This is a genomic window from Methylobacterium sp. 092160098-2 (assembly GCF_028920805.1).
GTDB lineage: Bacteria > Pseudomonadota > Alphaproteobacteria > Rhizobiales > Beijerinckiaceae > Methylobacterium > Methylobacterium fujisawaense.
On record NZ_JAQPZJ010000001.1, the window covers coordinates 2,653,501 to 2,666,754 of the forward strand.

A 13,254-nucleotide genomic window follows, 5' to 3' on the forward strand; every position below is an offset into this window, starting at 1 on the left:
TCCGAGCCGGAGACCTGCCATGACGCTGCTGCGCCGCGAGGCTCTCATCCTGATCGGTGCCGGCCTTGCCGGCACCGCCCGCGCCGCCGAGGCCATGCGGGCCAAGGACTTCGCCTTCGAGACGCCCGAGGGCGCGCCGATGCCGCTCTCGGCCTATGCGGGAAAGCCGATCCTGGTGGTCAACACCGCCACGGCCTGCGGCTATGCCGGGCAACTCTCCGGGCTCCAGACGCTCTGGACGCGGTTCGGCGACCGGGGGCTCACGGTCCTGGGCGTGCCCTCGCCGGATTTCGGCAATCAGGAGCCGCTGGACGGCCCGGCCATCGCGGAGGCCGCCCGGAAGAATCACGGCGTCACCTTTCCGCTCACCGCCAAGACCCGGGTGAAGATGCCGGGCGCCCACCCGTTCTACCGCTGGGCAGCGGCCGAGCGCCCGGCCGAGACGCCGCGCTGGAATTTTCACAAGTACTTGATCGCCCGGGACGGCACCCTGGCGGCGGCCTTCGCCACGCAGGTCGAGCCGACGGATCCGCGGGTGATCTCGGGCATCGCGGCAGCCCTCGATCAGGCCTGACATCCGAGACCCGGCCGACAGGCGGGATTAAAAGGCCGCTGCCTCGCGTTCACATCCCATGGCATCGGACAAGAACACGCGCCCGGACCTCCTCGACCTGATGGTGCCCCTGCGGCGCTACGCGCGTTCGCTGACCCGCGACGCGCTGCGGGCCGACGATCTCGTGCACGATACCCTGGTGCGGGCGCTGGAAATGCAGGGCACGCTCCGGCCCAACACCAATCTGCGCACCTGGATGATGACGGTGCTGCACAACGCCTTCATCGACGAGCAGCGCCGCCGGCAGGTCGAGGCCCGTCACGCCGACACGCTGGTGCGGATGACCGAGGACATGGCCCCGCCGGCCCAGGAGGGCCAGGTGCGCCTCGCCCAGATTCGGCAGGCGTTCCTCAAGCTGCCGGAGGAGCAGCGCGCCGCGCTCCATCTCGTCACGCTGGAAGGCATGGCCTACGCCGATGCGGCCGCCGTGCTGGGCATTCCGATCGGCACATTGATGTCCCGTCTCGGCCGCGGCCGGGCGGCCCTGCGGGCCTTCGAAGAGGGGACGCGGGCCGACCGGGCCTCCGGCGAAGGGGAGCCGTCCCGGGCACCCGAGACGCGTCGCGGGCCACCCTCAACCCTCCGGCTCGTCGTGTCCGACGAGCCGAAAAGCGGGTCCCACTGGCACCTCCGACGCGCCGTCGGCGAGAGCTGAGGACCGCGCCGACACAGGTCCGGCGCCCGCGGGCGCCGGTGCCGATTGAACGATTGCGACCGGCGGATCGCCTCCGGGCACGCTGGATTCGAGGACTTTCACGATGATCGATCCGATCACAGACGACGATCTCATCGCCTTCGTCGACGGGCAGATCGACCCGATGCGCCGTCTCGACGTCGAGGCCCATCTCGCGGCCAACCCCGAGGCCGCGGCCCGGGTGATGGCCGAGATGCACGATCGCGACGCCCTGCGGGCCTGTTTCGAGCGCGTTCCCGGGCCCGGGCCGGACCGGAACGTCGTTCTGGCGCGTCGCTTCGACCGGAATTTGCGCTGGCGCCGGGTCGCCTCGCGCCTGAAGCGGGCCGCGGCCATCGCGGTGCTCGTGGGGGCGGGCTGGCTCGCCCATGACGAGATCGGCCGCTTCGGCGTTCCCGACACCCAGGCGGCGACGCCGGACCCGGCCCTGATCGCGGATGCGCGCCAGGCCCGGGTCGTTGCGCAGCTGCGCAAGAGCATGGGCGGCCAAGCCGACGATCCGGTCTACGACCGGCCGCGCCTGCGCTCGGCGACGGGTATCGATCTCCCGGCCCTGCCGGATGGCTGGCGCGTCCGCGACATCCAGGTCTTCCCCGCCCGGCACGGCACCGGGATCGAGGTCGCCCTGGAGGCCGGTCGGTTCGGCGAGGCGTCGCTGTTCGCAACCCGTGGCATCCGCGGCGGTCCGACGACACTCACCGGCTCGGATGACGGCGACGTCGTGTCGTGGAATGCCGGCGACACGGCCTACGCCCTGAGCGGCCCGCGGGACGACACGGATCTCCGGCAGGCGGCGCGCCTCCTCGGCGCGGCGATCCGCTGACGGCGTCCCGGCGGCACCCGGCCGGAGGGCGCTGACCCCGCCCCGGCCCCCTCGACAGGCCCCCTCGACAGGGCGCCCCGGCGGGTGCCAAAGATCGGCCATGCAGGCCGCGGATTCAGCACGGGACGATGACGGGCTCGCCGCCCTGTTCGAGGCCGCCCGGACGGTGCGTGACCGGGCGCATGCGCCCTATTCCCGCTTCCCGGTCGGTGCGGCGCTCCGCGACGAGCGCGGCGTCATTCATGCCGGCTGCAACGTGGAGAACGCCGCCTACCCGGTCGGGACCTGCGCGGAGGCCGGAGCGATCGCCGCCATGGTGGCGGCCGGAGGCCGGCGCATCGCGGCGATCCTGGTCTGCGGCGACGGCGTCGGCCTGGTGACGCCCTGCGGTGCCTGCCGCCAGCGGATCCGCGAGTTCGCCGGACCGGACACGCCGATTCATGCCGCCGGACCGGGCGGCGTCGCCCGCAGCTTCACCTTGGCGGAGCTGCTGCCGGAATCCTTCGGCCCGGAGACGCTGGGTGAGTGAGGCGGCTGCCTGCGACGCCCTGCGCGACGCCGGTTTCGCAGGACCCTACGCCTGCGCGGTGGTCACCGGCACCGGCCTCGGCGGCATCGCCGCCGCCCTCACGGATGCCATCGTCCTCGACTACGCGGCGATTCCCGGTTTTCCGGGGCCGGGCGTCAGCGGTCACGGCGGCCGGCTGCACCGCGGTCGCCTCGCGGGGCGGCCGGTCCTGATCTTCGAGGGGCGGGCCCACGCCTACGAGCGCGGCGATCCGGCGGTGATGCGGGTGCCCCTCGCTTGCGCCCGGCACCTCGGCGCCCGGCGTCTGCTGCTCACCAACGCCTCCGGATCGCTGCGGCCTGGGACGGGGCCGGGCAGCCTCGTGCTGCTCGCCGACCACATCAACCTGTCCGGCCTGAACCCGCTGATCGGCGAGGCCAGCGACGCCCGGTTCGTGCCGATGACCGCGGCCTACGATCCGGATCTGCGGACGCGGCTGCGCGCGGCGGCGGCGGCCTGCGGCCTGCCCCTCGGGGAGGGGATCTACGCGTGGTTCTCCGGCCCGAGCTTCGAGACGCCCGCGGAGGTCCGGATGGCCGGCATCCTGGGGGCCGACCTCGTGGGCATGTCCACGGTGCCCGAGGTGATCCTCGCCCGATTCCTCGACCTGCCGGTGGCGGCGGTCTCGGTGGTGACGAACCTCGCGGCCGGGATCGCCGGGGGCGCGCCGCACCACGCGGAGACGAAGGCGGTGGCGGCGCGGGCCGCGGAGGATCTCGGCCGCCTGATCCGGGCCTTCGTGGCCCATCTGCCCGATGGAGAGACCGCCGATGACTGAGTCCGAAGCCGGCGCGGTCGCCCGCCGGGCCCTGCCGCTCCTCGACCTCACCGATCTCGGCGAGACCTGCACCGAACCCAGGATCGACGCCCTCTGCCGGGACGCGAAGCGCGGCGGCGTCGCGGCGATCTGCGTCTGGCCGCGCTTCATCGAGCAGGGCGCGCGGGCGCTCGCGGGCACCGGCATCCGGATCGCCACGGTGATCAACTTCCCAGACGGTGGCGAGGATTGCGCCCGCGCCACCGACGACACCGCCGAGGCCCTGCGCGACGGGGCGGACGAGATCGACCTCGTCCTGCCCTACCGCGCCCTGTTGCGGGGCGAGGCGGCGATCGCCCGCGACATGGTGGAGGCGGTGCGCGACACCTGCGGATCCGCGATCCTCAAGGTGATCCTGGAGACGGGCGAGCTCGCCGATCCCGATCGGATCCGGGAGGCCAGCCGGATCGCCCTGGAGGCGGGCGCCGACTTCCTGAAGACCTCCACGGGCAAGAGCGCGGTCTCGGCGACGCCGGAGGCTGCCGAGGCGATGCTGGATGAGATCCGGGCGAGCGGCCGGCCCGCCGGCCTCAAGGTCTCCGGCGGCCTGCGCAGCATTGCCGACGCAGCCACCTACCTGGCTCTTGCCGACCGCCTCATGGGTCCCGCCTGGGTGAATCCCAAGACCTTCCGGCTCGGGGCGAGCAGCCTGTTCGCGGCCTTGATCCAGGCCCGGGAGTCGTGAACGTGCGGCTGCCTCAGGAGACGATCCGGGCCAAGCGCGACGGCCTTCCCCTCGACCCGGAGGCGATCGACGCCTTCGTCCGTGGCCTCACCGACGGCACGGTGGGGGAGGGGCAGGCGGCGGCTTTCGCCATGGCGGTGTTCTTCCGCGGGCTTTCCCTTCCGGAGCGGGTGGCCCTGACCCGCGCGATGGCCGAGTCGGGCCGCGTCCTCGCCTGGGATCTCCCGGGGCCGGTCCTCGACAAGCACTCGACCGGCGGCGTCGGCGACGCGGTGAGCCTGCCGCTGGCGCCGATGGTCGCGGCCTGCGGCGGCTACGTGCCGATGATCTCGGGGCGCGGCCTCGGCCATACAGGCGGGACGCTGGACAAGCTCGGCAGTATTCCGGGCTATGACGCGACGCCCGGATTGGACGCGTTCCGCAGGGTCGTCCGGGACGTCGGCTGCGCGATCATCGGCCAGACCGCCGACCTCGCCCCGGCCGACCGGCGCCTCTACGCGATCCGCGACGTGACCGGCACGGTCGAGTCCCTCGACCTGATCACCGCCTCGATCCTGTCGAAGAAGCTCGCCGCCGGGCTCGACGGGCTGGTGATGGACGTCAAGCAGGGGGGCGGGGCCTTCATGGCGACGCTGCCGGAGGCGCGGGCCCTGGCCGAGAGCATCGTCACGGTGGCGGAGGGCGCCGGCCTGCGCACCGCCGCGCTGATCACCGACATGGATGCGCCGCTGGCCAGTGCGGCCGGCAACGCCGTCGAGGTCGCCTACGCGATCGCGTATCTGACAGGCGACCGCCGCGAGCCGCGCTTCCACGCGGTCACGCTGGCACTGGGAGCCGAGATGCTGGTCGTCGGCGGTCTGGCGCCGGACCGCGACAGCGCCGCCGAGCGACTGGAGCAGGCGCTCGCGTCGGGCCGGGCGGCCGATTGCTTCGCCCGCATGGTCACGGCTCTCGGCGGGCCCGGTGATCTTCTGGAGAGGCCGGCAACCTATCTGCCCGCGGCGCCGGTGCGGCGGCCGGTCCACCAGGAAGGGACCGTTGCGGCGGTCGCCACACGGGCTTTGGGCCTGGCGGTGATCGGGCTCGGTGGCGGGCGGACGCAGCCGGGGGACTCCATCGATCCGCGTGTGGGCTTCACGGATCTCGCCGGCCCCGGTGCGTCCGGTAGCCTGCTGGGGGTCGTCCACGCCGCCGATGAGGCCTCGGCGGATCGCGCGGAGGCTGCCTTGCGCGCCGCCTACCGGATCGGCGACGCGCCGTCGGAGCGGCCGCCCGTCATCGAACGGGTGAGGGCGGCATGAGGGCCGGCGTGAGGGCCGGCGCGCGCCCCGCCTGAGCGAGACGCACGCCGTCAGTGCTTACCAGCGGCCGTAGCCGTGGCGATGGCCCCAGCCGCCGTGATGGTGGTGACGCGGGCCGAAGCCATGGTTGCGCCAGCCGTAATGGCGTCCCCGTCCCCAGCCGCCATGATGATGATGGCGCGGACCGAAGCCATGGTGGCCCCAGCCGCCGTGACGGGGACCGTAGCCGTAGCCATACTGGACGGTGTGGATGTCCCCGCTGTCAGCCTGAAGCCCGGCGTCGAGGCTCAGCGGAGCGGCCATGGCCGGGGCCGCAAAGGCCAGCCCGCCGAAGGCAAGGGCGGCTGCAAAGCGGGTCCGTGCAGTCTTGGTGAACATCGGCGCTTTCCTGTTCCACGCCGGCCGCGTTGGCGCGTCCGGCCGTGTCTCAGGTATGCGCCTTTCAAGTTGACGCAAACGTGACCTGTTCGCTCAGGCCGTGTTCATGTCAGGGTCGGCGATAGACCCAGACCCGGGCCGGGGGCAGGTTCAGCCACACCCGGTTGGAACGGTCGGCGGTATAGCTGCCGGCTTCGCAACGGGCCGGGATCGGCGGCACGACCGCGTAGGTGAACTGCACGAACGGAGCCCCCGGCCGCATCAGGTCGTGGGCGGTGTTGAGCAGGTCCAGCCGCTGCTCCAACGGCTTGGTGAACAGCGGCAGGCTCGAGATCGTGGCCGCCGCGGGCTGCGTCAGCACGTCCTGAAGGCTCGCCCGCATGTTGTAGGCATCGCCCTGAATGACCCGCACACCGGGGAAGCGGTGGGTCAGGAGGCGGCAGAAATCAGGATTGAATTCCACGAGGATCAGGCGCTCCGGCGCAACGCCGCGCCGGATCAGCGCTTCGGTCACGGGACCGGTGCCGGGGCCGAGTTCGACCACCGGTCCTTCCAGGCGCGGGTCGACATAGGCGGCCATGGTGCGCGCGAGCATCTTGCCCGACGGCGTCACCGCACCCGTGACGAGGGGCCGCTCGAGCCACGAACGCAGGAACCGGGCCTCGTCCTCCAGGGGGTCGCGCCGCGGCCCGAAAATCGCGCTCCTGCCGACAGGAGCCTTCGCGTTGGGACGGCGGAGCGGCGGCAAGTCCTGGATTCCTTGATGCCGAATGAGAATGAAAGGCTGAAGAACGGCGTTGTCTTACAGTCAAGGCGGCGCGTCGCCTAGGGGACCCAAGCCACGCCGGCCGCTTGCATAACGGGTCTTCCCAGGATTCGGATCCGGCTCACGGCCGGACCGCGCCCCCGAAGAAGTCCCGGACCTTCGAGAAGAAGCCGGCGGATTCGGGATGATTCTCCGGCGAGGCCGACTGATCGAACTCCTGGAGCAGCTCGCGCTGGCGCTTGGTCAGGTTCTGCGGGGTCTCGACGAAGACCTGGATGTAGAGATCGCCGACCTCCCGCGAGCGGAGCACCGGCATGCCCTTGCCCTTGATGCGGAACTGCTTGGCGGTCTGCGTGCCCGCAGGGATGCGCACCTGCGTCTGCGAGCCGTCGATCACCGGCACGGTGATCTCGCCCGAGAGGGCGGCCGTCACCATCGAGATCGGCACCCGGCAGAACAGGTCGGCCCCGTCGCGCTGGAAGAATTCGTGCTGCTTGATCGACAGGAAGACATAGAGGTCGCCGGCCGGCCCGCCGCGCAGGCCGCTCTCGCCCTCGCCGGCGAGCCGGATGCGCAGGCCGTCATCGACCCCCGCGGGCACGTTGATGGAGAGAGTGCGCTCGCGGTTGACGCGGCCCGCGCCTTGGCAGGACGTGCAGGGATCGTCGACGATCTCGCCGCGGCCGTGGCAGTTCGGACAGGTACGCTCGATGGCGAAGAAGCCCTGGGCGGCCCGGACGCGGCCGTAGCCCGCGCAGGTCGGGCAGGTCCGGGGCTTCGAGCCTGGCTTGGCGCCCGAGCCGTCACAGGCCTCACAGGTCACCGAGGTCGGGATCCGGATGGTCTCGGCCTTGCCGGTGAAGGCCTCCTCCAGGGTGATCTCGAGGTTGTAGCGCAGATCCGCCCCGCGCTCGCGGCCCGGTGTGCCGCCGCGCCCGCGCGCGCCGCCGCCGCCGCGGCCGTCACCGAAGAAATTGTCGAAGATATCCGACATGAAGTCGCCGAACTCGTTGCCGAATCCGGGACCGCCGCCCCCGCCCTGGCTGAAGGCCGCGTGGCCGAACCGGTCGTAGGCGGCACGCTTCTGGCCGTCGGAGAGGCACTGATAGGCCTCGTTGATCTCCTTGAACTTGATCTCGGCGTCCTTGTCGCCGGGATTGCGGTCGGGATGAAAGGTCATCGCGAGCTTGCGGAAGGCGACCTTCATCTCGCTTTCCGTGGCGGTCTTGGTGACCCCCAGGATCTCGTAATAGTCCCGCTTCGACATCCCAACCCGTCTCCGGACAATCCATCCGCGCCCTGTTTCGGGGCGCGGCGCGGCCGCCTCGCAGGAGGCGTCCAGACGGCGCCGTGATCCCTGGACCCCGCCGCGCCGACGCCCGCCGCGGCGGGGCTTCGGGACGCGGGTTTGCGCAGGATGTGCGGACCGATGCACGTCGCGATTCGCGCTCTAGCACGGGCCGGCAGCCCGCGGCTCCGATCCGGGCGATATCCCGCGTCCTGCGGCGCCTGCGCAACAGCGCGTGTCAAGCAAAGGCGGGGCCGGATCGCTCCGGCCCCGCACGGTCGTCTCCGACCCGCGCCTCAGGCGCGCTTCTTCTGGTCCTTCTCGTCGACCTCCTGGAAGTCGGCGTCGATGACGTCGTCCTTCTTCTCGGAGGCCGCCTCGGCACCGGCGTCGGGGCCGGCCGCCTGATTGGCGGCGTACATGGCCTCGCCGAGCTTCATCGAGGCCTGCATCAGGTCCGTGGTGCGGGCCTTGATCGCCTCGACGTCCTCACCCTCGAGGGCGGTCTTGAGCGCGGTCATCGCGGTCTCGATGGCGCCCTTGTCGGCGGCCGGGACCTTGTCGCCGTACTCGGTCACCGACTTCTCGGTGGCGTGGATCAGGCTCTCGCCCTGGTTCTTCACCTCGACCAACTCGCGGCGCTTCTTGTCGGCCTCGGCATTCGCCTCGGCGTCCTTCACCATCCGGTCGATGTCGGCGTCCGACAGGCCGCCCGAGGCCTGGATGCGGATCTGGTGCTCCTTATTGGTCGCCTTGTCCTTGGCCGTCACGTTGACGATGCCGTTGGCGTCGATGTCGAAGGTCACCTCGATCTGCGGCATGCCGCGGGGCGCCGGCGGGATGCCGACGAGGTCGAACTGGCCGAGCAGCTTGTTGTCGGCCGCCATCTCGCGCTCGCCCTGGAAGACCCGGATCGTGACGGCGTTCTGGTTGTCCTCCGCCGTCGAGAAGGTCTGGGACTTCTTGGTCGGGATCGTGGTGTTGCGGTCGATGAGCCGGGTGAACACGCCGCCCAGCGTCTCGATGCCCAGCGACAGCGGGGTCACGTCAAGGAGCAGCACGTCCTTGACGTCGCCCTGGAGAACGCCGGCCTGCACGGCGGCGCCGATGGCCACGACCTCATCCGGGTTGACGCCCTTGTGGGGCTCCTTGCCGAAGAAGGACTTCACCACCTCTTGGATCTTCGGCATGCGGATCATGCCGCCGACCAGCACCACCTCGTCGATCTCGGAGGCCGAGACGCCGGCATCCTTGAGCGCCTTGCGGCAGGGCTCGATCGTCCGCTGCACCAGATCGTCGACCAGCGACTCGAACTTCGCCCGGCTGAGCTTCAGCGCGAGGTGCTTCGGGCCGGTGTTGTCGGCGGTGATGTAGGGCAGGTTGATCTCGGTCTGGGTGGCCGAGGACAGCTCGATCTTGGCCTTCTCTGCCGCCTCCTTGAGGCGCTGGAGGGCGAGCTTGTCCTTGGTCAGGTCGATGCCCTGCTCCTTCTTGAACTCGGAGGTCAGGTATTCGACGATCCGGTTGTCGAAGTCCTCGCCGCCCAGGAAGGTGTCGCCGTTGGTGGACTTCACCTCGAACACGCCGTCGCCGATCTCGAGGATCGACACGTCGAAGGTGCCGCCGCCGAGGTCGTAGACCGCGATCGTACCGGCCTTCTTCTTGTCGAGGCCGTAGGCGAGCGCCGCCGCGGTCGGCTCGTTGATGATGCGCAGAACCTCAAGGCCCGCGATCTTGCCGGCATCCTTGGTGGCTTGGCGCTGGGCGTCGTTGAAGTAGGCGGGGACGGTGATGACCGCCTGCGTCACCGGCTGGCCGAGATGGGCCTCCGCGGTCTCCTTCATCTTCTGCAGCGTGAAGGCGGAGATCTGCGACGGCGAATACTTCTTGCCGTCCGCCTCGACCCAGGCGTCGCCGTTGTCGCCGCGGGCGATCTTGTAGGGGACGAGGCCCTTGTCCTTCTGGGTCAGCGGATCGTCGTAGGTGCGGCCGATCAGCCGCTTGATGGCGAAGAACGTGCGCTCTGGGTTCGTGACCGCCTGGCGCTTGGCCGGCTGGCCGACGAGCCGCTCGCCGTCATCCGTGAAGGCGACGATTGACGGCGTGGTGCGCGCGCCTTCCGAATTCTCGATGACCTTGGGCTGCGTGCCATCCATCACGGCCACGCAGGAATTGGTGGTGCCCAGGTCGATGCCGATAACTTTACCCATGGCGGGATCCCTCTTTTCGTCGCGTTCAAGCAGACCGCCGAGCCCCGAAGCAGCTCGGCCCATGGCGGTGTACGGAGGTGATGTGAGTATGGGACCCGGGCCGGATCAAGGGCCGTGAACGGCTGAAACCCAGCGCGCAATCCCGCGTCGAGGGCGATATAAGAACCCCGTTCCGGGCTCGCAAGGCGAAGCCTGCGCGGCGGCATTCATCCCGCACAGGCGCGCCATATCCTTGTCATTCCGGCAGGATCTCGCCGCAGGGCCGCCCTCTGCCCGGCGGCGTGACTGCATTTTGTTGCTCCGCTGCCACGTCGGCGCCATCGACGCCGTGTTAACGCTTCGACAAGGGGTTGCGCGTGGCCCCGCCACTTCGTGTCCCCGTCGTAGAGTCCGATGCGCCCGATCCGCAGTCTCCTGCTTCCGATCCTGGCGGTCGCCGTCGCGGCGCCCGGGATGCTCGCCGCCCCTCCGGCGCAGGCCCAGAATTTCTTCGAGCGCCTGTTCGGCATCAAGCCGGAGCGGCCGCCGGTGCCGCCCCGCGGCCTCCCGGAGGCGCCGCCGGCTCCGGCCGCGCCGGGCGAGCCGGGCCCGTCCGCGGCCCCTGAGGCGCCCCGGCCCGCCCCTGCGCCGGCCCGCCCGATCGTTCTGAAGACGCCCTCCGAGGACGGCGTGATCGGCCAGGATCTGCAGCTCAACGGCCTGTCCGGAACCCTGAAGCTGGAACGGTCCGGCACCGCCGTCACGGCACGGATCAAGCTGCCGGGGACCAAGATCTCGCAGCCGGCGGAATCCTGCACGGTTCCCCTCGCCGGCGGCAACCCGGTGACGCTCAGCGCCGAGGGCAAGCCCGAGGGCGTGCCGCGCTTCGAGGCGGCCGGGGCCGAGTGCCCGCTGCGCTTCGACGTGACCGAGGGCGGCGTCCTGGTCTCGAGCCTCGGTGCGGGCCCGATCTGTACCTTCTCGGCGGCGGATTGCGCCACGACGCCGGTGGGCCTCTGGGGGCCGGCCGCCGCCACCCTGATCCCGCGGGCCGGCGAGTTCGACACCGCCCGGGGCGTCGCCGACAAGGCCGTTCGGGACAATTACAAGCTGATGACCCAGCGCGCCCGGCGCGAGGACGTGCGGCCGATCGTCAGCGAGCAGGCGGCCTTCTCGTCGGACCGGGAGCAGCTCTGCCGCACCTATGCGCGGGAGGGCACGCACGGGTTCTGCCACCTGCGGGTGACGGAGAACCGCGCCCTGGCCCTGGCGACCCGGCTCGGCGCCAACACGGCGACGCCCACGGCCGCCGTCGCGCCGCGCAGGCCGCGTCCCAAGCCCGCCGTCGAAGGCATGAACCCGGACGCGGCCGGCGGCGGCGACGTGCTTCCGGAATAGGTGGAGGCTCGGCTTTCCGGGTCCGTCGGCCCGGCGCTCTGACGCCCGCGTCATCGCGAGCGCAGGGCCGCGGCCCAGGGCGGCAGGAGGCCGGACAGCCTGGGACCGGACAGCCTGGGCTGGCGGGATTGCCCCGCTCGCAAGCACCGGGGCGCCGCAAATCTCTGAGGTCGATGTCGATCAGGCCCGGCCGGCGGTCATCGACAGCATCGCCGGGTCGATGCCGTTGGCCCGCAGGGCGAGGTCGTACTTGGCGTCGAGGTCGGCGTTGAAGATCAGGGCCGGGTCGGCCGGGCAGTTGAGCCAGCCATTGGCCATGATCTCGCTCTCCAGCTGCCCCGCCTGCCAGCCGGCATAGCCCAACGCCAGCACGGCGCTCGCCGGCCCCTCGCCGCTGGCGATGGCGCGGAGTATCTCCACGGTCGCGGTCAGGCAGATTCCGTCGTCGATGATCAGCGTCGATTGCTGGATGTGGAAATCGTCGCTGTGGAGCACGAAGCCGCGCCGTCCCTCCACCGGACCGCCCATCAGGACCGGCATGTGGCCGACCCGCTCGCGCAGGCGAATCGCGTCCGCCTCGGGCGCCACGTCGAGCTGGACCAGGAGGTCCGGCATGCTGATGTCGCTCGCCGCCTTGTTGACGATGATGCCCATCGCCCCGTCGGCGGAATGGGCGCAGACATAGATCACCGAACGGGCGAAGCGCTCGTCGGCCATGCCGGGCATGGCCACGAGGAATTGCCCGTCGAGGAAGTTCGGACCCGACAGCTCCGTCTGAAGCGGCGACGCGGCCTTGCCGGCCAGCGAAGATGCTGCCGACGGGGGATCGGGCCTGCGGTGCGGAGGGTGCGCCATGCGTCCATGCTACGCCCCGTCTCCTGGTTGTCCAGCGGGCAATAGGGACGCAGCAAGCCTCCCCCAAGCTTGTGCGCGTCGCAATCCGTGTCCCGCAATGCCGAGGACGGTCCGGGTCGCGGCCGGCGCGGTTGCGGCCGCGGCCCGATGGTCACGGCGGATGTCGCCCCCTCTCCCGCTCTCGACGTTGGGGAGCAGAGGGCGCGGATCGAGCGGTCTCACAAGATCAAGCGCCTCGGCATCAAGCGCCTCGGCCCGTGCGTGTGGTTCGAGCCGGACTAGGCCGCATCCTCGACAGGCATCCCCTGCCACGCTAGGTCAGGCGCGCTGCTCACGCGTGCCATCCCAGCGCGCGACAACGAGGGACCCGCGATGATCCAGGTCGGCGACCACCTGCCCCAGGCCACCTTCCGGGTGATCGGCCCCGAGGGCCCGATCGCGCGCACCACCGACGACGTGTTCAAGGGCCGGCGCGTGGTCCTGATCGGCGTGCCGGGCGCGTTCACCCCCAGCTGCCACCGCAACCACCTGCCGGGCTTCGTCACCCACAAGGACGAGATCCTCGGACGCGGCGTCGATGCCATTGCGGTGACGAGCGTCAACGACGTGTTCGTGCTCGACGCGTGGTCGAAGGCGAGCGGCGCGGAAGGGCTGGAATTCCTGGCCGACGGCAACGCCGATTTCGCCAAGGCCATCGGCCTCGAGATGGACGGCACGGGTTTCGGCCTCGGGATGCGCTCGAAGCGCTACTCGATGCTGGTCGAGGACGGCGTCGTCCGGATCCTCAACGTCGAGGAGACGCCCTCGAAGGCGGAGGCCTCGGGCGCCGAGGCCCTGCTGAAGGTCCTCTGACCGCGCCGCGCTCCGCGGATCGGCCCT

Annotated in this window: 14 protein-coding genes; 9 read left to right on the top strand and 5 right to left on the bottom strand. The window is 71.0% G+C overall.

Translation table 11 applies throughout. From position 1 onward, the window contains the following. Positions 1-19: 19 nt before the first annotated feature. The 7 genes from PQI07_RS12505 to deoA all read left to right on the top strand — a co-directional run bounded on the left by PQI07_RS12505 (position 20) and on the right by deoA (position 5,501). Positions 20-574 (top strand): glutathione peroxidase, encoded by a 555-nt coding sequence (locus tag PQI07_RS12505; RefSeq protein WP_274926725.1) that lies wholly within the window; start codon positions 20-22, stop codon positions 572-574. 58 nt (positions 575-632) lie between these two features. Further along, positions 633-1,268 carry a sigma-70 family RNA polymerase sigma factor gene (locus tag PQI07_RS12510; protein WP_075380871.1) on the top strand — a complete coding sequence of 212 codons (636 nt, stop codon included), beginning with the start codon at positions 633-635 and terminating at the stop codon, positions 1,266-1,268. A 103-nt stretch (positions 1,269-1,371) separates the two neighbouring features. Then, on the top strand, positions 1,372-2,130 hold the full coding sequence (locus tag PQI07_RS12515) for an anti-sigma factor (protein WP_043385215.1): 759 nt from the start codon (positions 1,372-1,374) through the stop codon (positions 2,128-2,130). 100 nt (positions 2,131-2,230) lie between these two features. After that, on the top strand, positions 2,231-2,659 hold the full coding sequence (locus tag PQI07_RS12520; protein WP_051976160.1) for a cytidine deaminase: 429 nt from the start codon (positions 2,231-2,233) through the stop codon (positions 2,657-2,659). Next, complete coding sequence (locus PQI07_RS12525; RefSeq protein ID WP_274926726.1) at positions 2,652-3,476, top strand: purine-nucleoside phosphorylase; 825 nt, start codon at positions 2,652-2,654, stop codon at positions 3,474-3,476. Before PQI07_RS12520 ends, PQI07_RS12525 begins: the two co-directional genes overlap by 8 nt. Further along, positions 3,469-4,200, top strand: coding sequence for a deoxyribose-phosphate aldolase (gene deoC, locus PQI07_RS12530; protein ID WP_182593196.1), 732 nt, complete (start codon positions 3,469-3,471; stop codon positions 4,198-4,200). Before PQI07_RS12525 ends, deoC begins: the two co-directional genes overlap by 8 nt. 2 nt (positions 4,201-4,202) lie before the next feature. After that, on the top strand, positions 4,203-5,501 hold the full coding sequence (gene deoA, locus PQI07_RS12535; RefSeq protein ID WP_075381997.1) for a thymidine phosphorylase: 1,299 nt from the start codon (positions 4,203-4,205) through the stop codon (positions 5,499-5,501). A 57-nt stretch (positions 5,502-5,558) separates the two neighbouring features. Here deoA and PQI07_RS12540 read toward each other — a convergent pair whose 3' ends face one another. The 4 genes from PQI07_RS12540 to dnaK form a co-directional block, all read right to left on the bottom strand. After that, positions 5,559-5,879: a hypothetical protein gene (locus PQI07_RS12540; protein WP_043357856.1), complete on the bottom strand. Its 321-nt coding sequence runs from the start codon at positions 5,877-5,879 to the stop codon at positions 5,559-5,561. 109 nt (positions 5,880-5,988) lie between these two features. Further along, positions 5,989-6,627, bottom strand: coding sequence for a class I SAM-dependent methyltransferase (locus PQI07_RS12545; protein WP_043357854.1), 639 nt, complete (start codon positions 6,625-6,627; stop codon positions 5,989-5,991). Between the two features lie 139 nt (positions 6,628-6,766). Further along, positions 6,767-7,912 carry a molecular chaperone DnaJ gene (dnaJ, locus tag PQI07_RS12550; protein ID WP_053609119.1) on the bottom strand — a complete coding sequence of 382 codons (1,146 nt, stop codon included), beginning with the start codon at positions 7,910-7,912 and terminating at the stop codon, positions 6,767-6,769. Positions 7,913-8,229: 317 nt separating this feature from the next. Beyond that, on the bottom strand, positions 8,230-10,143 hold the full coding sequence (dnaK, locus tag PQI07_RS12555; RefSeq protein ID WP_043357850.1) for a molecular chaperone DnaK: 1,914 nt from the start codon (positions 10,141-10,143) through the stop codon (positions 8,230-8,232). Positions 10,144-10,536: 393 nt separating this feature from the next. On the opposite strand from dnaK, the gene PQI07_RS12560 reads away from it, so the two are divergent. Further along, a complete protein-coding gene (locus PQI07_RS12560; protein ID WP_182593194.1) occupies positions 10,537-11,520 on the top strand; it encodes a hypothetical protein in 984 nt (327 codons plus the stop codon). Between the two features lie 180 nt (positions 11,521-11,700). Here PQI07_RS12560 and PQI07_RS12565 read toward each other — a convergent pair whose 3' ends face one another. Further along, positions 11,701-12,375 carry a YqgE/AlgH family protein gene (locus PQI07_RS12565; protein ID WP_274926727.1) on the bottom strand — a complete coding sequence of 225 codons (675 nt, stop codon included), beginning with the start codon at positions 12,373-12,375 and terminating at the stop codon, positions 11,701-11,703. Positions 12,376-12,747: 372 nt separating this feature from the next. On the opposite strand from PQI07_RS12565, the gene PQI07_RS12570 reads away from it, so the two are divergent. Beyond that, a complete protein-coding gene (locus PQI07_RS12570) occupies positions 12,748-13,227 on the top strand; it encodes a peroxiredoxin (RefSeq protein WP_043357846.1) in 480 nt (159 codons plus the stop codon). The last annotated feature ends 27 nt before the right edge of the window (positions 13,228-13,254 follow it).